Here is a 24335-nt window from a genome sequence, read left to right as displayed (position 1 = left end):
ATAGTGTCAGCTTGTCTGTTTCTCATATATTTCTGAAAGCTCATATGTCTGCAGTGCTTAGATGGCTTGTTATTGTTTGATTAAAATTCAAAAGGTTATGATTACATTTCTTAATTATGAGAATTGAGATCAGATAGTTAGCGGCTTATTTGGGGGCGATCTTGTAAAAAATCAAATCTGTTCAATGTGTTGCGAGTAGGCAAGGAGAGTGCTGCTCGTAATCCAAGCATCAAATTACATCTACAATTAAGCATGACAAAGCTAACCCATTAGCTCCCATATTTATATGCTTGGAGTATGGAGGGTTATTTTCTGAAAAAAGAAACAGCAATAGGTTGAGTTGGATGGGTTAGCGTTGTTCTTCCGTTGGCTATGAGAATATCAAGGATGCCACAAGATGTTCGTGGAGAATCGTGATGAAAATGAATAAGGTAGCTTTGTCAGCCTTGGCGATATGCATCGGTTATTCCGGTTTTGCCATAGCGTCATATGACAAATATGGTTCATACGAAAGTGATACATATACAAGCAGTGACAGCGATAGCAGCGATAAAGGAGATGGCTATAGAGATAAATCATATGATGACACCAGTGATGATAGTTCTGACACCTATAAAGAAGATGACTCGGATACCAAACAGCGGTTAGCCCTGAACTTAGTCGGCACAGGGCTAATGTATGAAAGCGAAGTCCCTGATATTGATGGTGATAAGCAGCCAGATCCTGCTATTTGTTTCGATGTGGATTTGAAAAATATTGCTGATGGCGAGCTTGTTGGTACAGCGACAGACTGCTTGTCTAATATCGAGCCTGGCGAAAATGGGGGGCTGAAATTAGTCGGTACTACTTTTTTTAACCTACCCAATGGGCAAATTGTGACCCGAGGTCTGACTACTGTTCAGCCTGTGAATCAGGAAACTATAACACCAGACGGTGAGGAGATTACTCATATTACCGGCGCATCTAGTGATCAGAACAGTGTACTTAAAGCGACTGGCGATTTTTGGTGGTATCGCGGCACTGTGCGGTTGTCAGGAATGGTGAATTTGTCAGAGTTTAACGGCGATGTTGGTGATCCAATGTTTTTTGACTGCCTTTTCACCATTGATCTAGAAAAAATCAAGTTTAAACACCGCCACTGGTATAAATGGTACAAAGAACATTATTACAACAGAGGTTACAACCGGGATTATCACGGTCACAAAAAATATGATGGTAGTGATTCAGGTGGTGACAGCTCGTATCGTAAGCCATCGAGGTATGACTGATCATTCGTTTTAGAGTGCACAAAATATTAAGCCTAAAGCAGTTTTCTTTAGGCTTAATATTGTTTTTCTAAGTAATTATTGTTGCGCTGTTTTCCAGGTGCGATAACCACCGATTAAATTGCGGGCCTTGAAGCCATTATTCACCAGCTGACGATAAGCAACATTACCACGTAATCCTACTTGGCAAATAATGATGATCTCTTTGTCTTTGGGTAACTCGTGCATACGGTGACGGAGGCTATCGACTGGAATGTTAATTGAACCTTCGATGTAACCCACGTTTTCAAGCTCTGCCGGGTTGCGTACATCTAAGAGCAATTGGTTATCAGATAACTCAGCAACTTCATCAAAATGGATCGGTGTTGCATCGCCTTTGATGATGTTGTTAGCCACAAATGCAGCTTGGTTGATCACATCTTTAGCGCTACCAAACGGTGGAGCATAAGTCAGCTCAAGGTGCTGAAGCTGTTCAACCGTCATACCAGCTCGTTGTGCAACTGCCATAACATCAATGCGTTTATCTACGCCATCTTTACCGACTGCCTGTGCGCCCAAAATCTTGCCGGTTTCAGGATCAAACAGCATCTTGAATGATACGATTTCAGCACCAGGGTAGTAGCTAGCGTGGCTTGCAGTATGGACATAAACTTTCTCGTAGTTGATGCCTTCACGTTTTAGCGTCTTTTCGTTTTTACCTGTTGATGCAACCGCTAGATCGAAGATCTTACAAATTGCTGTACCTTGCGTGCCTTGATATTTTTCGCTGCGTCCAAGCATGTTGTCGGCAGCCATACGGCCTTGGCGGTTAGCTGGGCCAGCAAGCGGTACAAGGGTAGGGCTGCCTGTAACGAAATCGGCCTCTTCTACCGCATCGCCAACGGCGTAGATAGAAGGATCGCTTGTTTGCATTGACTTGTTAGTATAAATGCCGCCAAGTTCACCAATCTGTAAGCCTGCTTCAGCAGCCAGCTTAGTTTCTGGGCGCACCCCGATAGCCATGATTAAGATGTCGGTATTGAACGTATCGCCATTATTCAGGCTAAGCGTAAGTTCACCGCATAGATGCTGGTGCTCTGGGCTTTCGCCTGTATCTTCGTTGGCGACAGACTCGTTAGGTTTGTACTCAACAGACTCAAGCGCGACACCTAAGCGCAGGTCAATACCTTGATTGCGAATTTCTTGATGCGCAAATCCTGCCATTTCTTTATCAACGGGTGTCATTACCTGATCGGCCATCTCAACCAATGTTGTTTTGATCCCTAGCTGGTGGAAGGCCTCCATCATTTCAAGGCCGATAAAACCACCACCAACAACCGTTGCGTGTTCAGGCTTGTTCATCTCGATCGTCTTGATGATCTTGTCCATGTCTGGAATGTTACGCAGAGAGTGGGTCAGCGGATTATCAATGCCAGGGATTGGTGGCACGATAGGCGCTGCTCCAGGACTAAGCAGCAGGAAATCATAACTTTCAACGTATTCACTGTTGTCTAGCGTGTTGCGAACGGTAACCGTTTTTTCAGAGCGATTGATACTAACAACCTCGTTCATAACACGAACATCTACATTAAAGCGAGCTAAGAAACTTTCTGGAGTTTGCAGGAGTAGCTTGCTGCGATCTTGGATGTCACCACCAATATGATATGGCAAACCGCAGTTAGCAAATGAAACGAAATTACCGCGCTCAAACATGATGATTTCAGCATCTTCACTTAGACGACGCGCTCTTGCAGCAGCTGATGCGCCGCCAGCGACACCACCGACGATAAGGATTTTGGTCATTACACACTCCTGTTGGAATTGACAGAGTTGGAACTGCTCTCGACTTAGCTCTTTGTCTCAGCAATTACATCACTATAAAATCATTAATTAGTAAAGTCTAATTTAATTTTACCTAATTTACTCTTGACTAAAGAGTATACTTTAGTAATCTCTAATTTATTAAAGGGCTTTATATATTGCAAAGCGAGAAAGTAGGAGAGCGTGATGGAATTTGAAATTCCCTGGGATGCCTTGTTCGGAGGGATGCTGTTAGGGTTGTCAGCGGCTTTATTGTTACTGGTGAACGGGAGAATTGCCGGGATCAGCGGTATTGTTTCAGGTCTGCTGAAACCAGTAAACGGTGAGTTCTTATGGCGGGTGCTATTTGTGCTGGGTATGATTTTCAGCGGAATTTTTGCACCATTGCTGGGCTTTGAGTTACCTGAATCACTACCAGTCAGCTCTTTCTTTTGGGTTGGGCTTGCAGGATTACTGGTCGGGATAGGGACGAAAATCGGCAACGGGTGTACCAGTGGCCATGGTATTTGCGGGATGGGGCGCTTATCAGGGCGATCAATTGCCGCCACATGTGTATTCATGGCTGTCGCTATTGCAACCGTGTTTGTTCGTTTGCATTTACTCTAATAGGCCTTTATTCGGAGGTTGATAATGAAAATGTCGTCACAGGCAATCGCTTCACAGTTAATGGCTGTAGTCGCTGGGGTCTTATTTGGTTTGGGTATGATGATTTCGGGCATGGTTGACCCGCATCGGGTCATTGGATTTTTAGATATTACCGGAGCCTGGGATCCAAGCTTGATGTTCGTGATGGGCGGTGCACTAGCGGTATTTATGCCCATGTACCTATTGGTCATCAAAAAGCGCACCGCCCCCGTGTGTAGCGAGCGCTTCAGGCTGTCCAATAACCATATGATTGATAAAAAGTTAATGGGTGGTGCTGCACTGTTTGGACTTGGCTGGGGGATTGCTGGTATCTGCCCGGGGCCAGCTGTAACATCAATATCTGGTTTAAATCCGTCGATGCTGGTGTTTATTGCTGCAATGTTGCTTGGCATGGTTGCTGCAGGTTTTGTCGTGAAGAAGCAGGAAAAGGGCGAGATTATTACCCATAGCTGATAAGAAGGGCACGGTTAAGTGCCCTTGGTCAAATCTACTTGTAAGCGGTATTCTTAGTCGATTATGGCTGATGATTAAACCACTGTAACGATTTGCTTAATGTCGTCACGCTGCCGATAACGATCAAAGCTGGGCTTTGGGCATTTTGTGCTAGTTCAGCCAAGTTGGCTAAGTTACTTGTGAGCACACGCTGCTCTCGACGTGTACCGTTTTCGATAATGGCACATGGCGTGTCTGCGGCCAAACCGTGTGTGATCAGCTTGTCGCTAATATGACCACTTTGCTTTAGGCCCATATAGAACACCAGCGTATTGTTCGATTGTGCCAGCGATGACCATTCAATTTCTTGGCCGTCTTTTTGGATGTGGCCAGTAATAAACTGAACACTTTGCGCGTGGTCGCGGTGCGTCAATGGAATCCCCGCATAAGCCGTCGCCCCTGCTGCTGCAGTAATACCCGGTACAACTTCGTATTTGATTCCGTGTTTGGCCAGCTCTTCCAGCTCTTCACCACCGCGGCCGAAGATAAAAGAGTCGCCGCCTTTTAGACGAACAACCCGTTTTCCTTCTTTGGCTTTGTCGACCAGGATCTGGTTGATTTGATCTTGTGGTACGCAGTGAAAGTCCAATTTCTTGCCGACATAAACCATTTCGGCATCGGAGCTTGCCAGTGCCAGAATTTCCGGAGAAACCAGACGGTCGTAGACTACGACTTCTGCTTGTTGGATCACGCGGTGCCCCTTCACGGTGAGTAAGTCAGGATCACCCGGTCCCGCACCAACAAGAGAAACAAAGCCGCTGTTTAACGATGTGTGATTGGTGGTCATAGCAACGCCTATCAATTTGGATATAAAGAGTAGAACTCGGCAAACTATCCTAAGGAGTTATTACTTTTTATAGCCAAAACAATACAATAAATGGTGCAAGTTAAGAGTTGGCCCCGCACATTCTGCGCCAGGGCCAGATAAGGAGATTATTTAGTGCTAAATGCTGGCTCTAGCTTAATCTCTGTATCTTTTTCTACGTCAACTGCTGGTGCCGTTTTTGCGTGAGTTAGGTATAGAGGAACACACGTAAATAGAAGGCCGCCAACTAGGTTACCTAGCACTGTTGGGATAAGGTTCCAGTTTAACCAAGTCGCGATACTGAAATCAGCGCCTAGCATCATACCTAGTGGGAATAGGAACATGTTGACTACCGCGTGCTCAAATACTAGGGCGAAGAAGATAAAGATTGGTAGCCACATCGCTGCAATTTTGCCTGCTACAGAACGAGCTGTCATGTTACCAATAACACCTAAACAAACCATTAAGTTACAAAGAATGCCTTTAACGAACACCGTGATCCAACCATTCACACCATGCTCCGCGTAACCCACCGTACGTGCTGTTGCGGCACCAATGAATTTTTGACCTACTGCACTCGCTTCTACACTGAAGTTCATTGTGAATGTTAGTGCAACAAGGAAAGCAACAAGTAGAGAGCCGATAAGGTTACCTAGACCAACATAACCCCAACAGCGGAGGATACGGCTCCAAGTAATGCCTTTGCGGTTTTCAAATTTAGCCAGTGGCGCAAGACCGAAAACACCCGTAAGCAGGTCGTAACCCATCAGGCTTAGAATACAGAAACCTACTGGGAAGACTAGAGCACCTACAATGCCAACACCTGTTTGTACGATTGTTGTAATAGCTACAACAACGGCCAGAGAAAGAATAATACCTGCCATCATGCCGCGTAAGATCAGATCACGTGTCGATGTGCGCACTTTTGCTTCACCAGTGTCGATCATGGTCTGAACGAATTCAGCAGGTTTGTTGTAAGACATAATAATCCTTATTATTAAAAGTTTAAAATTGAAATCTTTTTGGAATAGGTAATAGTCGCGAGGTTCTAGTTACTCGCCTCTCTTACTTCCTATTTCAAAAAGCAGGGAACCGACTGACTGGAGACGGAGGGTTCCCTGAATGTCATTAAAACTGTTTAATTATGCGGCAACCTGAACGTCACCATTTTCGACTTTAACTTGATAGCTCTTGACTGAAACGTCGGCATTTTCGAGGCAGCGGCCATCATTGAGGGCGAAACGTTGCTTTTTTAGCGGGCTCGCCACCCAAAGCTCACCTTCGTGTTCGCAGATCAGGCCACGGGATAACACATTGGAACGGGCAAACGGGTCCATGTTATCGATAGCAAACAGCGCTTCTGAGCTAGACGGGCGAAAAATCGCTACTTGCTGGCCTTCAACTAGCGCGCAGACACCGGTACCTGGGATCAGGTCATCAATGTTGCAGACTGAAATCCACTGGCTCATACGGTTTCCTCCAAGGAAATGTTGTAGATTGGGGCTTTTTCTTCTTCTGTTGCTGGGCGGTGTTGAGCGCGTTCTGGTACGAAAACCACATTGCTGTCACGTTCAGAAGAGTTGATGAAGTGGTTAAAGCGTTTTATTTGGGCTTCTTCATCAAGCGTTGTTGTCCACTCACATTGGTAGCTGGCAATCAGTCTTTCAATATCGGTTTCCAGCTGGGTATTGATACCAAGCTTGTCGTTGATGATCACATCACGTAGGTACTCGATCCCGCCTTCCAGGTTATCCATCCATACCGATGTGCGCTGTAGCTTATCGGCGGTACGAACATAGAACATCATGTAACGGTCGATGTATTTCAGCAGGGTTTCTTTGTCCAAGTCCGTAGCCAGCAGATCAGCGTGGCGAGGCTTCATACCACCGTTGCCACATACATACATGTTCCAGCCTGCATCGGTTGCAATGATACCTAGATCTTTGCCCTGGGCTTCAGCACACTCACGGGTACAGCCAGATACGCCGAACTTCATTTTGTGCGGAGTACGGATACCTTTGTAACGGTTCTCAAGCTCGACACCCAGGCCGACGCTGTCCTGAACCCCGAAGCGGCACCAGGTGCTACCAACACAGGTTTTTGCCATACGCAGCGTTTTGGCATAGGCATGGCCGGTTTCAAAACCAGCAGCAATCAGCTTTTCCCAGATGGTCGGCAGGTCATCTTTCTGCGCGCCGAATAGGCCAATACGCTGGGCTCCGGTGATTTTGGTATAGAGGTTGTACTCGTTAGCAACCTGAGCGACGGCCAGCAATCCAGCAGGTGTTACTTCACCGCCAGCCATACGAGGAATGACCGAGTAAGTCCCGTCCTTTTGCATATTGCCAAGGAAGATATCATGGGTGTCTTGCAGCTGGGTGTGATCATTGGTCAGAATGTAGTCGTTCCAGCTCGACGCCAGAATAGACCCCACTATTGGTTTACACACCTCACAGCCGTAGCCTTTACCGTATTTCTGCAGTAGCTCGTCAAAAGATTTGATCTCTTCAACACGAATAAGGTGGAAAAGCTCCTGGCGAGAATATTCGAAGTGTTCACATAAGTGGTTCTTCACTTCGATGCCTGATTTCGCCAGTTCGGCATTCAATACTTGGGTAATGAGTGGAAGGCAACCGCCACAACCTGTTCCTGCTCCGGTTACCGCCTTGATTTCACCCAGCGTTGTATGGCCATCAGCAACAGCCGTCGCAATTTTGCCTTTGGTGACATCGAAACATGAACAGATAACCGCTGAATCAGGCAGTGAGTCTGCACCCATCGCTGGCTTTTCTGCCCCAGCGTGGGCTGGAAGGATCAGTGTATCGGGGTGTTTGGGTAGCTCAATATCATTGAGCTTTAGCTGTAGTAGGTTGCCGTAGTCAGAGGTATCACCAACCAATACCGCACCGAGTAGCTTTTTACCGTCTTCAGAAACGATGATGCGTTTGTATACTTCTTCGTTTTCATCAAGGTAGACATAGCTCTTGCAGTTTGGCGTGCGACCATTGGCGTCACCGATACTACCGACTTTGACGCCAAGTAGTTTCAGCTTGGCGCTCATGTCGGCACCTTCAAAGGTGTTGTCGTCACCAATCAGGTGGCTAACGGCGACTTGAGCCATTTTGTAGCCCGGTGCGACAAGGCCGTAGAACATTTCGTTCCACGAAGCACATTCACCAATGGCATAGACATCTTCATCTGAGGTCATGCAATGATCATTGATAGCGATCCCGCCACGGCGGCCAGTTGCCAGGCCGCACTGCATCGCTAGCTTGTCTTGTGGGCGGATCCCGGTTGAGAACACAATGAAGTCAACTTCGAGCGAGGTGCCGTCGGCAAAATGCATGGTGTTGCGGGCATCGGTGCCTTCTGCAACAATTTCCTTGGTGTTTTTGCCAGTATGAACATTAACACCCAGTTTTTCGATTTTCTTACGTAGCTGTTCACCGCCCTGAGGATCAAGCTGCTCTGCCATCAGTACGGGGGCAAATTCAATAACGTGTGTTTCTACGCCTAGTGCCTTGAGTGCACCGGCCGCTTCAAGACCAAGTAGGCCGCCGCCGACCACAACACCGCTCTTACTGCGTTTTGCTGTCGCTTCGATGGTTTTTAGATCTTCAATGGTGCGGTATACGAAGCAATCTTTTCCTTCATTCCCTTTGATTGGTGGAACCCATGGGTATGAACCGGTTGCCATGATCAGCTTGTCATACTGAATTTCGCGGCCGGTGTTGGAGTGGATAACTTTTTGAGCGCGGTTGATGGTGATAGCACGTTCGCCGATCAGAACGTTGATGCCGTGTTTTTCGTAGAAGCCTTCTTTTACCAAAGAAAGTTCGTCAGCAGTATGGTGGGAGAAGTACGAAGACAGGTGCACCCTGTCGTATGCAACGCGTGGTTCTTCACAGAAAACAGTGACTTCGTAGTTTTCCATGTCTGCTTTATCGACTAATTCTTCGATATAGCGATGGCCGACCATACCGTTACCGATAATCGCCAATCTGACTTTGCTCATAAGATCCTCTTAACAAAGGCGTTAATTCTGAGGCAATAGTAATAAGACAGGTTGTGAATAAATATGACGTAAATCAATTACGACGTCAAATACCCCTAAAGTGGTATGATCTTAATAATCAATGACTTACAGTGTTGGTCTGAATTGTGATATTTCATTAATGAAATAATATTACAGATTTATGCTGATTGTGTCAGTGGATGTATGTGTTTGATGGCGCATGTATTGGTGAAGCCGTGTGAGGCTGCGGCTCTGAAAAAGTTCATAAGGAGTAATGCTTGTAGGAGGGTATTTAATATTTAAGAGACTTGGTGACTAAAGAGAGAAAATTATTTCTCCTTGGTAAGTTGAAAAATACAAATTGTTTTTGGAACAAATAGCAAGTGAAACAAGAGATTGAAATTTATTCATCATAAGAAATCTGAATATATTGGTCGCTTTCTATCTTAATAGCCTTTGGTTTTATATAAAAAATATATAACAAAATATATAACTTGAGCGATTTAATGCTCATGGGTGCATATTTTTACATTCTTCTGACAATTCAAACTGAGTGAATTTTAGGGTTGTAGCGCGTCTTAAATCTGTAAACTAACTCGTTGAATGGAATAAGTAATGAAGAATAATAAAAAGTATTATTGCCTGATCCCTCTTGTCGGCCTGTTATCAGGCTGCTTTGAAGAACATGAACTGGAAACAGATACTCGTCAGTATATTCCTTACAATCTGAGTAACCTGCATTTCCCGAATGATCTGATGCTAACTGACAGTGATGGCACAATAGCACTTCCGGTTGAAGCTGCCGGTGATGATGTTGATTTCCGAGACTATGAGAATGTCTATGGAGCGCTTGATGGCTGGTCAACAGGCTATCAGATCGTCTTGCCGCTGGAAGGCTCGGATCTTGCCATTAATGCAGCTAGCTTGGCGGATAACATTATTTTATATGATGTGAAAAATGCGAAAAGGCTTAAGTATGGAGATGACTTTGTTGTATCCATCAATGATAAACAGGACTTGGTCATTACACCAACGGTGATCTTGCCTGAAGTCAGTACATTTATATTAGCTGTGACTGATGGCGTGAAGGATAGTAAATCCGAAGGTCTTAAAGCTGCATATGAGTATGAAAAACTGGCTGAGGGAGGTTCAGTCGATAATCCGCTAAGTGAGCAGGCGATGTCACAGATCCAGCGCAATCATGCCTTATTGGAAGCCGCCGGTGTCACAGGTGAAATTGTATATAGCAGTGAATTTACAACTCAGAGTATTTATCCGGTAATGGATGCTGCCATCAAAAATATACAGGAGCAGTCACTGAATAGCATTACCGCCTTGGAGACGCCAGATAATAAAGGCTATGAGACTTATTCGGCAACTATCTCTATTCCGTATTACTTAGATATGCCGAAAAGAGGAAGCTGTGAGGTACCTTATTCGTATGATCCGGAAAATGAAAAAGAGAAGTATATGGAGGTAATTGCCGACCCAATTGGAAAGTGTGAGGCACTGTATAGTTGGTGGAGAGATGCTAGTGGTGGTTTTATTCACGGAGGCAATACCAACCTCAAGGTACAGTCAACGGAAGTTATCCCGGTAGTGATCTATGCGCCTAAAGGCGCTGATCTTGAAAAATGGGAAGAAGGTGGGGTGACATATCCCACTTCGATTTTTGTCCATGGTATTACGGGAAGGAAAGAATCTACAGCTACCATGGTAGAGAGCATTACCCAAAGCGGTAATCCGGGGCTGGTTATTGCCATTGACCAACCGCTGCATGGCGAACGGGGAATAAACCTTGATTTCGATTCGGATCTTGAAATATCAGCCAGCAGCAGCGCTTACAAAGGTGGTGATAAAGCGGTTTATTTGAATTTACTTAGCCCGCTAACTCTGCGTGATAATCAGCGCCAGGCAGTACTTGATCAGCTTGCGCTTCGTAAGGCACTTAACAGAACAGGCTTTGTCAATAAATCGAACGTGAATCTGATTGGCCACTCTCTGGGTGGGATCGTTGCAACCATGGTGAGTGAAATGTCGCAGCCGACCGCAGATTCAACCAATAGCGAGTTTGCTTTCACAACGGTAAGCCTTGTTGTACCGGGCATGCACTTGACAGAGTTGACAATGAACTCTCCCCTGTTAGGTGAGGAAGTCGAAGGTAAAATCAAAGATTCGGCTGATATTCAACTGGCTGTTGCAAGTATGCTTGGCCTTTATGACGAAACTCAGGATAGCCGGGTTGATGGGATTAAGGCGCTGGAGGCATTTAAAGAGGTCCCTGAGAACCTGGAGCAGGTCAACAGCATGGTAGATATGGTCTACAACATGATTATGCCTGACATGAAGAAAGGCATCCAAGCCGCAGTCGATGCAGGTGATCCGGCCAACTTTACCCTTCGTCAGTCGACCAATAGCGAGCAGCCGATTCTGCTGGTTGAAGCTGCCGGAAACTGTGAAGAAAATGGAGCGACGGAAGAGTGTGAAGTGGGAGATTATCTACCGGATACGGTTGTGGTCAACGATGTTGCAGGTCTGCCGCTTGTAGGGACTGAGCCTTTGATCAGTCAGCTGGGCCTGACGGCTATTACTGGCACAGAAGCAAGCCCGGATCCTCTTAAGCGTGTATTGCGGATTAAGACTGGAGGGCATGGCACGTATTTGTTTGGTTATGAAGGCCCTATGAACGAAGATGGTGTCCCAGGGAATCCGCTGCCCGTACGGGAAGAGTTAAATGACTCACTCACGTTGCAGCAGAAGGCGGTAGCCTCTTTTGTTAATAGTGGTGGTAAGGCTGTGACAATTGATCCTGACTATATTGATGTGCATGTCAAAATGCCTTAATGCTGGATGTTGATTATCGCTTATTGATGATTGGATAAGCCAACTCTCCGGTAATGACCTTGTTACCGGAGAAATATCAAACCAGCCTCCCATTTTGGGGAGGTACGTGGGTGCTTTTTGTCCAGTTAGCTCGCCATGGGGTTGCATCAGCGTAATGATTTGGTAAAAGGACTGTATGTTCAAAGGCGTGCAGGAGGCAGGGATGACTGTTGCCATTAAATCCGTTGCTGAAAAATTGTTGAGCCCCGCGGTTTTGCTTCAGGCCAAAAAAGATGGGGCCCTGAATGCGCTGGAAGCAGTGTATACCAAGGCGCGTTATGCCAGGTTTACCCGGGTGAAATGGGGTGCCGATTTCTATGATGGTATTCAGTTTGATGACGGGAGCTATATCAGTGTCCGCCCTGGTCCATTCAACCGCCTGACGCTAGTGGCGACTGAATTTGGCACCCAGCGAGGTAGGTAAGAACGCCGGTCTGAATCCCCCTGGATTACTGTTATCCAGGGGGATTTTTATTGTGAGATTTCCTAAAAACACCAACAACCATATATGAAATCAAAGATTCCATATATGGTTGTTGTGATTTGTCTGCTAGGTCTTTAAGTTGCTAAACGACCGAACAAAAACAGGATAATTAACGGATGATTATCCTTATAAGCAGGGAAATATCGTTTTTTGGAGTACGATAAATGAAACTTAATTCAGCAGGGCTGCCACACTTAGCCATAAACTGCTTGTCGCATGTGGTAAACATTGCGAAAACCTCTCGCCTACATTCTGCCCGCTATCCTGCCTTTACCTCTCAGTATTACGGCTTTTTTGCCTGTTCTCGATTTAGCTTTTTTAGCTATTAATTCTTGTCTTCCCTTTGGGAACGATCTTTCTTTGTTGATTGTTTTTTAAAGACTATTTTTGCTGCTGACCACAGCTGGTAACAAGTTAGATCACTTTACAGACAAATGTTCCATTGCTGCTTAAGGTCCAATGCAAGGGCATGCCTTAAAGCAGGTTGAAATCTATTTTTTTCAGAGATAATTGTTGTGAATTTGAAGTTATTAGGAAGTGCGCTGATCATTGCAGGAACAGCGTTAGGGGCAGGCATGCTGGCGATCCCAATGGTATTGGCACAGTTTGGCCTATTATGGGGCACCTTATTGATGCTGGTTATTTGGCTCGGTACCACGTATGCGGCCTTGTTGTTACTGGAAGCCAGTATCAAGTCGGGTGGTGGCCTTGGCATGAATACGATTGCCCGTAAAACTTTGGGTAAAGGTGGGCAGATGGTTACTAATGGCCTGCTATATGCGTTATTAGTGTGCCTGTTAATGGCTTATATCATAGGTGCTGGTGACTTGGTGAAGAAGATGCTGGCCGGCATCGGTTTTGACCTAACTCTGGTGCAGAGTCAGGTTGCCTTCACGCTCATTGCTGGCGCGATCGTTGCGGCGGGTACGGCGGTTATCGATAAGTTAAACCGGGCACTGTTTGCCATTATGGTTGTGATGCTGGCACTGACGTTAATGTCACTGGTTCCTACCATTTCCCTTGAGCATCTACTGGAAGCGACCAGTGATAGTAAGCTTGATTTGATTAAAACTAGCTCGGTATTGTTCACCAGCTTTGGCTTTATGGTGGTTATTCCATCTTTGGTTTCTTACAACCAGGAAGCGACTCATAAGCAGTTGCGTAATATGGTCATTGTAGGTTCATTGATCCCTTTGGTTAGCTACCTATTATGGTTGTATGCCGCAATGGGTAACTTATCAGCTGAGCAGATGGTGAAGTTCGCCAATGTCTCTGAGTTGATTGCTGCGCTAGGCGCAAACCATAGTATGATCAACCTTGTATTATCAGTATTTACTGGCCTTGCGCTGCTGACATCGTTCTTGGGGGTCGCCATGGCGCTATTCGATCAAAATGCCGATACCTTTAAGCAAAATCGTGTCGTGACCTATGTACTGACATTCATTTTCCCTTTGATGGGAGCGTTGTGGGCTGCTGACCAATTCCTATCCGTATTGGGTTATGCCGGTATTATCCTGGTATTCCTGGCGATTTTTGTCCCGATGGCAATGACTATCAAGGTTCGTAAGATCCAGGATAATCAGGAGCCTGAACAGGCATCCATCCAAGGAGCTGGTGCTGAGTGTTACCAGGCGGGCGGTGGTCAACTTGCATTGGCGATGAGCTTTGCATTTGGTTGTTTCTTGCTGGCTGCTGAGCTGATTTAATACTCATATTCAGTTTGCATGAGAACTGACATGCAAGACAAAAGGGCGTTTACCTGAGGGTAAACGCCTTTTTTCTTTTCAGAGATAACTGTTGAAATTGAAAAGGGCATTACTGTTTGACCGAACGATAATGTCCTGAGCTGATAAACTTTGAGTGACCGAACAAATATTTATCCGGCTTCCCTTTGGAGTAAAACTAGGGAATAGGGTGGGAAGCCGTTGTCTCATTCAACAGGTTGATCATACAAATTTTCCCTCTAAGTCGCTATAGAATCACGGTATTCATGACTATCACAATTTGATCTGAAGTGTAAACTTGATAATACACATGCTTAAAAAGCAGGCAGTTCGTTGTAGGTTCTCATCATAAGTAAATGGAAAATAGTTATGTACGAACACCCGTTTGGCTATCAGAAAAAGGAAGCATAGATGTATTGGAGTGATGCAGCTCGGGTGTCAAAACAAGCCCTTGTTGATGGGCACTTGATGCCGATAACGACTGAGGCTGAAACGATGACTGAAGAAGGGGTGGCCTACCTTGGTTATGTCGTTACCCATAATGCCAGCAAAAAGCCGATTGCAGTTACTACGCCTCAAGCCAATCCCTTTCTCCCTTATGAGTCATCTATGTATGTAGGAGAAGCCGGTGAGAACCATGTCTGCCTGCTCAACAAATTTCCGGTATTGTCTCCCCATTTGCTGATTTGTTCCAAGACATTTGTTCCGCAGTCAGCTCCTCTTTCTGAAAGTGATTTTGCTGCCTGGCTGCTTGGCTTTAGTGATCGCGATGTGCTGGGTTTATATAATAGTGGCCCGCTGGCGGGGGCTAGTCAGCCGCACCGTCATATGCAGATAGTGAAGGCAGAGGTGTCGCTAGAGTCAATGATAACGTGTGGCTTGTTGCCATTTAAGCATTGCTTCTTTGCATTTGATGGGCTCAAGTCTGGCTATTTACATCAGTGCTATCTCAAGGCACTAGATACCTTGTCGTTGCGCGGTCAAGGGGAGTGTCAGCCTTACAATATCCTACTGACTGAGCGCTGGATGCTGGTGGTTCCCAGGTCAACCAACAATATAGAAGGTGTATTTGCCAATGCGCTTAACTACAGTGGGCGCTTTTTAGTAAAGCGGCCAGAACAGCTTAAATGGCTACAGCAGTACGGCATCATGCGTTATCTCACTGAGTGTAGCGTGGTTTAGCGCGTAAGCGGCTTGCAGATGAACTAGAGGTAAAAAATAACCCCGATGGCTTGCACCATCGGGGTTATTATCAGCTAAAGCTTAGGGAAGAATTACTTCTTCTCGTTAGCTGCTTTAACGTCTGCAATAACTGCTTCAGCAACGTTTGCTGGACATGGTGCGTAGTGTGAGAACTCCATAGAGAACTGACCACGACCAGAAGTCATTGTACGTAGGTGACCGATGTAACCAAACATTTCTGATAGAGGAACGTCTGCTTTAATACGAACACCAGTTGCACCAGCCATCTGATCTTTGATCATGCCACGACGACGGTTAAGGTCACCGATAACATCACCAACGTGATCTTCTGGAGTGAACACGTCAACGTGCATGATTGGCTCTAGAAGCTGTGCACCTGCTTTAGGCATAGACTGACGGAATGCACCTTTCGCTGCGATTTCGAATGCTACTGCAGATGAATCGACTGCGTGGAAACCACCGTCGAATAGCTCAACTTCAACGTCAAGAACAGGGAAACCAGCTAGAACACCAGTGTCCATCATGCCAGCAAAACCTTTCTCGATTGCAGGCCAGAATTCTTTAGGTACGTTACCACCAACAACAGATGATGTGAACGTAAAGCCAGAGTTAGCTTCGCCAGGCTTGATACGGTAGTCGATCTTACCGAACTGACCAGAACCACCAGACTGTTTCTTGTGCGTGTAGCTATCTTCAATTGCTTGAGTGATAGTTTCACGGTAAGCAACCTGAGGAGCACCAACAACAAGGTCAACACCGTAAGTACGCTTAAGGATATCAACTTTGATGTCTAGGTGAAGTTCACCCATACCTTTAAGGATGGTTTCGCCAGTTTCTTCGTCAGTTTCAACTTGGAAAGATGGATCTTCAGCAACCATTTTACCGATCGCGATACCCATTTTCTCAGAACCGCCTTTATCTTTTGGAGATACAGCGATTGAGATTACTGGAGTTGGGAAGATCATTGGCTCAAGAGTACACTCGTGCTTAACATCACATAGAGTGTGACCAGTCTGAACGTTCTTCATACCAACAACAGCGATGATGTCACCAGCTTGTGCGCTAGTTAGTTCGTTACGCTCATCAGCCTGCATCTCAACCATACGGCCGATACGCTCAGTCTTACCAGTTGCACTGTTAAGAATGGTATCGCCTTTGTTGATCTTACCAGAGTAAATACGGATGAACGTAAGTGCACCGAAGCGGTCATCCATGATTTTGAATGCTAGCGCTTTTAGTGGCTCATCAGCAGATACAGTTGCAACGTCACCAGTTGGCTCACCAGTTTCTGGATCTGTTAGCGGCTGTGGGTCAACTTCTGTTGGAGACGGTAGGTAGTCAACAACTGCGTCAAGGATTAGCTGCATACCTTTGTTTTTGAATGCAGAACCACAGAACGTTGGGAAGAAAGCAAGGTCGCGAGTACCTTTACGGATACAAGCTTTGATTTGCTCGATAGAAGGCTCTTCACCTTCCATGTATGCTTCCATTAGATCATCGTCTTGCTCAACAGCAGATTCGATCATCTCTTCACGGTAAGCTTCTACGTCATCAACCATATCCGCTGGGATTTCTTTGATTTCGTAGTTTTCAGGAAGACCTGTGTCATCCCAAACGTATGCTTGACGGTTTAGTACGTCTACAACACCAATGAAGTCATCTTCACGACCGATTGGTAGAGTCATAACTAGTGGGTTAGCACCTAGAACGTTCTTAACCTGGTCAACAACGTTAAAGAAGTCTGCACCCATACGGTCTAGTTTGTTTACGAAGATCAGACGAGCAACTTCTGATTCGTTCGCGTAACGCCAGTTAGTTTCTGACTGAGGCTCAACACCACCAGAACCACAGAATACACCGATACCGCCATCAAGTACTTTAAGTGAACGGTAAACTTCTACTGTGAAGTCAACGTGTCCTGGAGTATCGATAACGTTTAGACGGTGATCATTCCAGAAACAGCTTACTGCTGCTGACTGGATAGTAATACCACGCTCAGCTTCCTGTTCCATGAAGTCAGTTGTTGATTCACCATCGTGAACCTCACCAGTTTTATGGATTTTACCAGTAAGCTTAAGGATACGCTCAGTAGTAGTGGTTTTACCCGCATCAACGTGCGCGAAAATACCAATGTTTCTGTATTTAGATAAATCTGTCATTGTTTTTCTCTATAAACAATTACGGTCACATGTCAGGGTGGGGAGTATATCACTGATTCAAACAAAGATTACAGAGCTCATGCACGATAAAATGAACATTTGCTTGTTTTTGCTTCGCCTTTTCCACAAATCCAACTCAAACGCTCAATAAAACCACAGGGCTACCAAGTCGATAAGATAATCTGCTGGAAAATAGCCCTTGCACAAGTCGCTTATCTTATAGGTAAGGCTGCATATTATTTAGTACGTGCATCGGGATAATCCTCTGCTTCATTTGATTTTGAAAATGTATGTAAGACTTAAATCGGATTAAGTCTAGTCCGATTACGCTTCTCACACCAGTTGCAAAGGGGTTTTTCCTGTTATCGGATATGTCTACATGCACCTGTGGGCATAGGTTTTTATAAGGTCAGCGCTTGTCTTGTGCTAGAACCTCTGTTCTCCCCTGGAAGAGGAGTATCTAGTTAGTCCTGCTTATACTGATAACTAAGAAAAATTAGTATTGCATCTTTGAATAAAAGGCCGCGATATCGGTAAGATCCTGATCATTCATCATCGACAGTTGCTTTTTCATCATTTCGGCATAGACACCTGAGCGTTCACCATTCTGGTAGGCTTTCATTGAGTTAAACAAGTAAATGCCGTTCTGGCCGTTTATATTGGGATAACCGGGTTGTTTGGCAACACCGTTCGTGCCATGGCAAAACTGGCAGGTAAATGCCTTCATTTTACCTTGTTCGGCGTTTCCGCTAAGAGGCGCTGATAGTGCAGAGGCAGAAATGAGGAATGTAAAGGGGATTACGAGGAACTTCTTTCCTAACATTATTATTGTTAAACCTTTTTATAAAGTGATGCGTTAGTTATATCGTGATGAATCAATTAATTAAGATGTTGTTTGTAACAAATAATGATTATGTAACCTTCCCTTCCTTTTACTACGAATAATGGCTGCTGAGCTTGAGCGACATCACAAGTGCTAGACTTTCTGCTGAACAAACCGGAGAAGTGTTATGAGCCCATTACTCACCGAACATACGCAGGGGATGATATGGATAGCTGACTATCCGGTGCACTATGCCGGTTTAGATTTCTTCTCACGAATGACAGTAGTCAGACTGATTGATAACAGGCTTCTTCTGCATTCTCCTTGCCATATTGATCAAGCGGTAAAGGAGCAATTAGATCGGTTAGGTGAAGTGGCGTATATCATAGCCCCGGGTTCGTATCATTATGGCCATATTACCTCTGCTCAGGATGCCTATCCGCTGGCAACAACCATGATTTGTCCGGGAGTCGAGCAAAAAATGCCAAACTTACAATTTGATGAGTTCCTCTGCGATAAGGTACCTGACAACTGGCTGGATGATTTTGACTTAGTCTTGGTTCGGGGGGCGAAATACATGTGGGAGGTGGCGTTTTTCCATAAACCGAGTCGGACGCTTATTTTAGTCGACCTGGTTGAAAATATTGGCGATAAAACAAAAGGAGTCGGCTGGGGGCTGAAATTTTGGTGGAAACTGGTTTTTCGGATGTGGAACCACCCAAAGCCCGCTCCTGAGTATCAACTGGGATGGGCAGACAAAATTGCCGCAAGGCAGTCTTTATTACATATATTGGACTGGGATTTTGAAAGAGTGATTATTTCTCATGGCGATTTAATCGAAAAGAATGCCAAAGAGGTTGTACGCCTTGCTTGGAAAGTACCGCTGGAACAATAAGTAGAACGGAACAACTGATTGCCTAAGACGTTATTCCGTTTGCTATATGAGGTGATTGACCGGGTCTACCGTGACCTTATCGCCTTTTATTTATGGTTTGAGAAACTCTCACCTTTCGCCAAGCGATCATAAAGGATAACGTTCACTGCTGCAGCCAGGTTCATGCATCCTTTGGTCGGAACATAAATCGTTTCGCGGCAAAAATCAGTGATCTCTTTTTTAAGTGTGTTGTCTTCCGGGCCAAAAATATAAAAGGCACGTCTAGGGTGCTTATAGTCCGGCAGGGGCTTTGCGCCTTCAATGAGATCAACCGCAACGGGAACACAGTCATGGGGGATGATGTCTTTCAGATCCTGTACGCCGATGAGCGGGATGTCTTGGTAGACATTTTTTGTGTCGGTGCAAAATTTCTTGGCAAGGTCATAACGCGTACCTGTGTAAAACACTGAGTTAACGCCATAGCAGCCTGCTGCGCGCATTACTGAACCAACATTTTCAGGGGTTTTGGGATTAAATAGCCCCACACAGGAGTAACCTTTGCTCATATCGCGTACATCTTCAAAATTAAAATTGAGGCGGGATTATACGGATTTTTATCTGAAATTGCAGGGGGCAATAGCAAAGTGGGGTAGTAAACAGTAACAGCCCTTCCTAAGCCGAAAGGGCCGTTGACACGGAGGCGTTGTTAGCCACAGCATTTTTTGTATTTTTTGCCGCTGCCACAAGAGCATGGGTCGTTGCGGTTTGGTGTTTTTTCAAAAACTGTGGTTGTCGGCTTGTTCAGGATAGCATCCAACTCTACCAGATCTTCTTTCGCTTCTACATTAACCGTAATATCTGCGAACAGTTGGTTTTCAGCGAGTATTGCTTCAACTTTAGCCTTACGTTCGTCACTGGTTACCGTCAATGGTAACGGGTTAGCTTCGGTACCTAGCTTAGCTGCACGTTTGGTGTTGTAGCCGAAGCTCTCATGCTTGGGCTTTTTCTCAATGCGGCCTTTATAGAAAAATTTAGACATAACCTGATCCTGTGTAACTTTGTTGTGCAGATTCAGAACTGAAGCTGGCTCTGAAAAATGTAATTCGCATTTGCGGTGCATTTGCGGAGAGGGGAGGGATGGTAACGGCTAACCATGTTGCCTGCAAGCAGTATGTATTGTCGCGTATGAGGTAATTATTTGCTGGCTTAACTTCCTTTTAACAAGGTTGGTCTGAAATGATCGTTAAAAAAAAACAGACCGTTGAGCCTGTTTTATTTTTATTAATTGGGGCAATCAGAATTACCTAGCCGTAGTGTGTTCATTAATCGTTATTGATGCCCTAATAAAGATAGATAACAGATCATGCTGCTTGTGGTCGAATTATTGAGAGCACTTGATCACCATTGAAATTAACGGGCACAGCCATATGCACTTCAGGTAATAAAAGGAAAGCATTATCAATTTCATCGCTATGCACTTCAACGATCACTTGTAGATGCTGTTCAACGGCTTCGTGCAGTGGGGATGTACGTGGTTTATTACTTTGGGTGACAAACTGATAATAATGACCACTACTGGCATATACCCAAATATTGAAATGGTGGTTCCCACGTTCAACTTGTTCGATAAACTCGGAAATATTTTTCATAAAAGTCCTTTAATAACAAATCAATATTTGCGTGTTGACGACTGAATCATTATCTAACAGAAAGTTGTTTTTTTTTAGGTTTATTCACTTACTTTGCTTGTTCATGTGATCAGATTGACGTTTCGCGGTGTTTTGAAATGGTGATTTCACTGCTTTTGAGATCTGGGTGAGTGAAGAATTCTATTTTTTGATAATAATTCGAACTAATACTCTAGATTAACCTCAATGCGAAGGTGTTGTGCGCATTGTGGTCTGTTGGGGCTTTGTATGCAATGTAGTGAACAGTTAAGTATTGGTGCAATTGGTAAACCAACGACTACGCAGTTATGCAGCTAGTACGCGTGGATTCTCGAATAGTGGGTAAGCTTTGCTCAACAGGCAAGTTTCGTTATATGCGTCGAACACATTATGAAGTAACCGAGGTTGCGACATTGTCGAAATGTGATTACTGTCCTATCGTAGAATAATGATAAATTGAACATTTTTACCCTAAAGTAGGGAGTTCGTGGGATAGCAGGGAGAGGCTAATGCTTAAAAAGGTGCCATTTTTTGTGGCAATGTTGTTTACAGCCGGAGCGATCCATGCCGCAGAAGTCATTGAGTCGACCCATCTGGTTGGGTTTGGCGAAGCAAAATACCCCAGTAATTTTTCACATTTTGACTATGTGAACCCAGATGCGCCTAAAGGCGGCCAGGTGACCTATGCCCAGGTAGGGACATACGACAGCTTCAATCGTTATGCGACTCGGGGAGTATCGGCTGCTGGCGCGGAAGCGATTTACGATACGTTATTCGTTGCTTCGACAGATGAGATAGATAGCCACTATCCGCTTATTGCAGAAAAAGTGCGTTATGCCGATGACTTTTCCTGGATGGAAGTGGACATCAATCCCAAAGCTCGCTTCCATGATGGGCATCCTATCACTGCGTCCGATGTAGTCTTTACTTTTGATAAGTTCATGAAAGAAGGGGTGCCGCAGTATAAGGTTTACTATAAAGATGTGAAATCTGTGACGGCGAAAGCCGAGTTAACAGCCCGCATCGATATGGCCAAACCAAACCGTGAAATCCTATTCTCTCTGGTGCAGGGGATGAATGTCCTACCGGAGCATTACTGGAAAGATAAGAATCTGGGCGAGCCGCTGAGCACGCCACCGCTTGGTAGCAGTGCTTATAAAGTATCAAGCTATAAGTCGGGCCAGAGTGTGACTTACTCGTTGGTTGATGATTATTGGGCCAAAAATCTTCCGGTGAACGTTGGTCGTAATAACTTTGAGTCCATCAAGTACGACTACTACCGTGACGAAACGGTCACCCTTGAAGCCTTCAAGGCGGGTGAATATGATATCCGGGAAGAGAATGTTGCCAAGTTCTGGGCAACCATGTATCAGGGGCCGAACTTCGAACAAGGCTATATTCTCAAGGAAGAAATTCCTCACCAGATCCCCCAGTCTATGCAGGCTTTTGTCTTTAATACAGAAAGTCCTTATTTCAAAGATGCAAAAGTCCGGGAGGCGATGACCTATGCGATGGACTTTGAATGGATGAATAAAAGCTTGTTCTATAACCAGTACAAGCGAACACGCAGTTATTTCCAAAATACCGAATATGAAGCTAATGGCCTTCCATCAGATGCTGAACGGCAGGTATTAGAGCCAGTAAAAGATAAAGTACCGCCTCGGGTGTTTACTGAATCTTACCAGCCACCAGTCACTGACGGTTCAGGGCGAATTCGGGTTCAGATGCGAAAGGCATTGGGCTTGTTGAAACAATCTGGCTGGGTGCTGAAAAACAAAGTCATGACCAATGTTAAGACGGGCGAACCGTTTGTGTTCGAATTGCTGATTTACAGCCCGTCGACAGAGCGCTTGGCTATCCCGGTCCAAAAAAACCTCAAGCTGATGGGGATCGATATGAAGATCCGTACCGTCGATACCACCCAATATATCAAACGCCTTCGTGACCGCGATTTTGACATGGTATCAGCCGGGTACGGTGCCAATCCCTATCCTAATCCGAATCTATTGATTGCCTGGAACAGTAATTTTATCGACAGCACCTACAACACTGCTGGCGTTAGAGATCCGGCGATTGATTATCTGACCGAGAAGATTGCCGCAAACCAGCAAGATCCTGAGGCACTGCTGAGCTATGGCCGGGCATTGGATCGGGTATTGCAGTGGAACTTTTATGTGATCCCGCAGTGGCACATCAGCAAGTTCCGTGTAGCCAGCTGGGATAAATTCTCGCGTCCTACGGTTAGGCCAAAGTATGCACTTGGTAAAGATACTTGGTGGATTGATCCGGTGAAAGCCGCAAAGTTGCCTGAGAAGCGGCGCTAGTGAACGTTGTTACCATTAATTATCCAGCGCTGAGTGCTGTTTAAACGAGCTCGCCTTGGGAAGTATTAAAAGGCATAGGGAAAGATGTCAGCTTATATTATTCGTCGTTTATTACTGGTTATTCCGACCTTATGGGCAATTATCACGATTAACTTTTTTGTGATCCAGATAGCCCCTGGCGGGCCGGTGGAGCAGGCCGTAGCCCAACTTGAAGGGCACTCATCCGGGATCATGGAGCGCTTTACCGGCGGCGGCCAAGAGGTGCAAGCCGTTGAACCGGGAGATAACGGCAGCGGTTATCGAGGATCACGCGGGCTGGATCCTGAAGTGGTTGAAGCCATAAAGATACAGTTTGGGTTTGATAAGCCGGTACTCGAACGATATGTCGATATGCTGAAGAACTATGCCACCTTTAACTTCGGTGAAAGCCTGTTTAAAGGGGGCAATGTTATTGATCTCATCATCGACCGCTTGCCGGTATCTATCTCCCTTGGACTATGGAGTACATTAATTATCTATTTTGTCTCCATTCCATTGGGGATCGCCAAGGCAATTAATCACGGCTCTCGCTTTGATGTCTGGAGCAGTGCAGTGGTGATTGTCGGTTATGCAATTCCGGGCTTTTTGTTCGCCATCCTGCTGATCATCTTCTTTGCCAGCGGTAACTATTTCAGTTGGTTCCCGCTTCGTGGCCTGGTCTCATCAGACTTTGATCAGCTTACCTGGTACCAGCAGGTCATTGACTATTTTTGGCATCTGACGCTGCCTATCTTGGCAATGGTGATCGGTGGCTTTGCAACGTTGTCGATGCTGACGAAAAACTCCTTCCTTGATGAAATCAACAAGCAGTATGTTGTAACAGCCCGAGCTAAGGGGCTTGACGAGCGCAGTATTCTTTATCGCCATGTATTCCGCAATGCGATGTTGATTATCATTGCTGGTTTCCCGGCGGCATTTATCAGTATTTTCTTTACGGGTGCCATGTTGATAGAGGTCATGTTCTCGCTCGAAGGGATTGGGCTACTGGGCTTTGAGTCGACGATCCAGCGTGACTACCCGGTTGTATTTAGCTCGTTGTATATCATGACGTTGCTGGGACTATTGCTAAATATTATTTCGGATTTAACGTACACCTTTGTTGATCCACGCATAGATTTTGAGGCGCGCTAGTA

20 protein-coding genes are annotated in these 24335 nt (G+C 45.3%); 10 read left to right on the top strand and 10 right to left on the bottom strand.

Annotated features, from left to right (window positions below; translation table 11 throughout):
* The first annotated feature begins 416 nt into the window (after nt 1-416).
* Nucleotides 417-1268 carry a hypothetical protein gene (locus AC51G0_RS11480; RefSeq protein WP_496298560.1) on the top strand — a complete coding sequence of 284 codons (852 nt, stop codon included), beginning with the start codon at nt 417-419 and terminating at the stop codon, nt 1266-1268.
* 75 nt (nt 1269-1343) lie between these two features.
* Here AC51G0_RS11480 and AC51G0_RS11475 read toward each other — a convergent pair whose 3' ends face one another.
* Nucleotides 1344-3047 carry an FAD-dependent oxidoreductase gene (locus tag AC51G0_RS11475; RefSeq protein WP_496298559.1) on the bottom strand — a complete coding sequence of 568 codons (1704 nt, stop codon included), beginning with the start codon at nt 3045-3047 and terminating at the stop codon, nt 1344-1346.
* A gap of 204 nt (nt 3048-3251) precedes the next feature.
* Between AC51G0_RS11475 and AC51G0_RS11470 the strand changes: the two genes are divergently transcribed.
* Nucleotides 3252-3671, top strand: coding sequence for a YeeE/YedE family protein (locus tag AC51G0_RS11470; protein WP_496298558.1), 420 nt, complete (start codon nt 3252-3254; stop codon nt 3669-3671).
* A gap of 24 nt (nt 3672-3695) precedes the next feature.
* Complete coding sequence (locus AC51G0_RS11465) at nt 3696-4163, top strand: DUF6691 family protein (RefSeq protein WP_496298557.1); 468 nt, start codon at nt 3696-3698, stop codon at nt 4161-4163.
* 61 nt (nt 4164-4224) lie between these two features.
* On the opposite strand, the gene cobA is transcribed toward AC51G0_RS11465, so the two are convergent.
* The 4 genes from cobA to nirB all read right to left on the bottom strand — a co-directional run bounded on the left by cobA (nt 4225) and on the right by nirB (nt 9022).
* Complete coding sequence (cobA, locus tag AC51G0_RS11460) at nt 4225-4989, bottom strand: uroporphyrinogen-III C-methyltransferase (protein WP_496298556.1); 765 nt, start codon at nt 4987-4989, stop codon at nt 4225-4227.
* 146 nt (nt 4990-5135) lie between these two features.
* Nucleotides 5136-5990, bottom strand: a complete 855-nt coding sequence (locus tag AC51G0_RS11455; protein WP_496298555.1) for a formate/nitrite transporter family protein — start codon at nt 5988-5990, stop codon at nt 5136-5138.
* A gap of 159 nt (nt 5991-6149) precedes the next feature.
* Nucleotides 6150-6476 (bottom strand): nitrite reductase small subunit NirD, encoded by a 327-nt coding sequence (nirD, locus tag AC51G0_RS11450; RefSeq protein ID WP_496298554.1) that lies wholly within the window; start codon nt 6474-6476, stop codon nt 6150-6152.
* Nucleotides 6473-9022: a nitrite reductase large subunit NirB gene (nirB, locus tag AC51G0_RS11445; protein WP_496298553.1), complete on the bottom strand. Its 2550-nt coding sequence runs from the start codon at nt 9020-9022 to the stop codon at nt 6473-6475. The genes nirD and nirB overlap by 4 nt, the downstream gene beginning before the upstream one ends.
* A 615-nt stretch (nt 9023-9637) precedes the next feature.
* Here nirB and AC51G0_RS11440 point away from each other — a divergent pair.
* From AC51G0_RS11440 to AC51G0_RS11425, 4 genes are all read left to right on the top strand, one after another.
* Nucleotides 9638-11866 carry a hypothetical protein gene (locus tag AC51G0_RS11440; RefSeq protein WP_496298552.1) on the top strand — a complete coding sequence of 743 codons (2229 nt, stop codon included), beginning with the start codon at nt 9638-9640 and terminating at the stop codon, nt 11864-11866.
* Between the two features lie 202 nt (nt 11867-12068).
* A complete protein-coding gene (locus AC51G0_RS11435) occupies nt 12069-12329 on the top strand; it encodes a hypothetical protein (RefSeq protein WP_496298550.1) in 261 nt (86 codons plus the stop codon).
* 575 nt (nt 12330-12904) lie between these two features.
* Nucleotides 12905-14095, top strand: coding sequence for an amino acid permease (locus tag AC51G0_RS11430; RefSeq protein ID WP_496298549.1), 1191 nt, complete (start codon nt 12905-12907; stop codon nt 14093-14095).
* 429 nt (nt 14096-14524) lie between these two features.
* Nucleotides 14525-15295 (top strand): DUF4922 domain-containing protein, encoded by a 771-nt coding sequence (locus AC51G0_RS11425; RefSeq protein WP_496298547.1) that lies wholly within the window; start codon nt 14525-14527, stop codon nt 15293-15295.
* A 92-nt stretch (nt 15296-15387) separates the two neighbouring features.
* On the opposite strand, the gene fusA is transcribed toward AC51G0_RS11425, so the two are convergent.
* Nucleotides 15388-17475 carry an elongation factor G gene (fusA, locus tag AC51G0_RS11420; protein ID WP_496298545.1) on the bottom strand — a complete coding sequence of 696 codons (2088 nt, stop codon included), beginning with the start codon at nt 17473-17475 and terminating at the stop codon, nt 15388-15390.
* 496 nt (nt 17476-17971) lie between these two features.
* The gene (locus AC51G0_RS11415) at nt 17972-18298 is read right to left on the bottom strand and encodes a c-type cytochrome (protein ID WP_496298544.1); all 327 of its coding nucleotides are present in this window, start codon (nt 18296-18298) and stop codon (nt 17972-17974) included.
* 187 nt (nt 18299-18485) lie between these two features.
* On the opposite strand from AC51G0_RS11415, the gene AC51G0_RS11410 reads away from it, so the two are divergent.
* Complete coding sequence (locus tag AC51G0_RS11410; RefSeq protein ID WP_496298543.1) at nt 18486-19193, top strand: DUF4336 domain-containing protein; 708 nt, start codon at nt 18486-18488, stop codon at nt 19191-19193.
* Between the two features lie 86 nt (nt 19194-19279).
* Here AC51G0_RS11410 and AC51G0_RS11405 read toward each other — a convergent pair whose 3' ends face one another.
* From AC51G0_RS11405 to AC51G0_RS11395, 3 genes are all read right to left on the bottom strand, one after another.
* Nucleotides 19280-19738, bottom strand: a complete 459-nt coding sequence (locus AC51G0_RS11405; RefSeq protein WP_496298542.1) for an RNA methyltransferase — start codon at nt 19736-19738, stop codon at nt 19280-19282.
* A gap of 140 nt (nt 19739-19878) precedes the next feature.
* Nucleotides 19879-20211 (bottom strand): PBPRA1643 family SWIM/SEC-C metal-binding motif protein, encoded by a 333-nt coding sequence (locus AC51G0_RS11400; protein ID WP_496298541.1) that lies wholly within the window; start codon nt 20209-20211, stop codon nt 19879-19881.
* Nucleotides 20212-20533: 322 nt separating this feature from the next.
* The gene (locus AC51G0_RS11395) at nt 20534-20821 is read right to left on the bottom strand and encodes a hypothetical protein (RefSeq protein WP_496298540.1); all 288 of its coding nucleotides are present in this window, start codon (nt 20819-20821) and stop codon (nt 20534-20536) included.
* A 527-nt stretch (nt 20822-21348) separates the two neighbouring features.
* On the opposite strand from AC51G0_RS11395, the gene AC51G0_RS11390 reads away from it, so the two are divergent.
* Nucleotides 21349-23163, top strand: coding sequence for an extracellular solute-binding protein (locus AC51G0_RS11390; protein WP_496298539.1), 1815 nt, complete (start codon nt 21349-21351; stop codon nt 23161-23163).
* Between the two features lie 84 nt (nt 23164-23247).
* Complete coding sequence (locus AC51G0_RS11385) at nt 23248-24333, top strand: microcin C ABC transporter permease YejB (RefSeq protein ID WP_496298537.1); 1086 nt, start codon at nt 23248-23250, stop codon at nt 24331-24333.
* Nucleotides 24334-24335: the final 2 nt, after the last annotated feature.

The organism is Photobacterium sp. HL06 (assembly GCF_059552575.1).
Note: the sequence above shows the minus strand (reverse complement) of the source record. Positions and strands in the feature narration are given on the sequence as shown.

Bases quoted from the DNA above. Each gene is read 5' to 3' on its own strand.
- AC51G0_RS11415 (WP_496298544.1), bottom strand. From the start codon at position 18,298: ATGTTAGGAAAGAAGTTCCTCGTAATCCCCTTTACATTCCTCATTTCT.
- AC51G0_RS11465 (WP_496298557.1), top strand. From the start codon at position 3,696: ATGAAAATGTCGTCACAGGCAATCGCTTCACAGTTAATGGCTGTAGTC.
- AC51G0_RS11455 (WP_496298555.1), bottom strand. From the start codon at position 5,990: ATGTCTTACAACAAACCTGCTGAATTCGTTCAGACCATGATCGACACT.
- fusA (WP_496298545.1), bottom strand. From the start codon at position 17,475: ATGACAGATTTATCTAAATACAGAAACATTGGTATTTTCGCGCACGTT.
- AC51G0_RS11435 (WP_496298550.1), top strand. From the start codon at position 12,069: ATGACTGTTGCCATTAAATCCGTTGCTGAAAAATTGTTGAGCCCCGCG.
- AC51G0_RS11385 (WP_496298537.1), top strand. From the start codon at position 23,248: ATGTCAGCTTATATTATTCGTCGTTTATTACTGGTTATTCCGACCTTA.
- AC51G0_RS11390 (WP_496298539.1), top strand. From the start codon at position 21,349: ATGCTTAAAAAGGTGCCATTTTTTGTGGCAATGTTGTTTACAGCCGGA.
- AC51G0_RS11410 (WP_496298543.1), top strand. From the start codon at position 18,486: ATGAGCCCATTACTCACCGAACATACGCAGGGGATGATATGGATAGCT.
- AC51G0_RS11475 (WP_496298559.1), bottom strand. From the start codon at position 3,047: ATGACCAAAATCCTTATCGTCGGTGGTGTCGCTGGCGGCGCATCAGCT.
- AC51G0_RS11470 (WP_496298558.1), top strand. From the start codon at position 3,252: ATGGAATTTGAAATTCCCTGGGATGCCTTGTTCGGAGGGATGCTGTTA.
- AC51G0_RS11400 (WP_496298541.1), bottom strand. From the start codon at position 20,211: ATGTCTAAATTTTTCTATAAAGGCCGCATTGAGAAAAAGCCCAAGCAT.
- nirB (WP_496298553.1), bottom strand. From the start codon at position 9,022: ATGAGCAAAGTCAGATTGGCGATTATCGGTAACGGTATGGTCGGCCAT.
- AC51G0_RS11405 (WP_496298542.1), bottom strand. From the start codon at position 19,738: ATGAGCAAAGGTTACTCCTGTGTGGGGCTATTTAATCCCAAAACCCCT.
- nirD (WP_496298554.1), bottom strand. From the start codon at position 6,476: ATGAGCCAGTGGATTTCAGTCTGCAACATTGATGACCTGATCCCAGGT.
- AC51G0_RS11440 (WP_496298552.1), top strand. From the start codon at position 9,638: ATGAAGAATAATAAAAAGTATTATTGCCTGATCCCTCTTGTCGGCCTG.
- AC51G0_RS11425 (WP_496298547.1), top strand. From the start codon at position 14,525: ATGTATTGGAGTGATGCAGCTCGGGTGTCAAAACAAGCCCTTGTTGAT.
- AC51G0_RS11395 (WP_496298540.1), bottom strand. From the start codon at position 20,821: ATGAAAAATATTTCCGAGTTTATCGAACAAGTTGAACGTGGGAACCAC.
- AC51G0_RS11480 (WP_496298560.1), top strand. From the start codon at position 417: ATGAAAATGAATAAGGTAGCTTTGTCAGCCTTGGCGATATGCATCGGT.
- cobA (WP_496298556.1), bottom strand. From the start codon at position 4,989: ATGACCACCAATCACACATCGTTAAACAGCGGCTTTGTTTCTCTTGTT.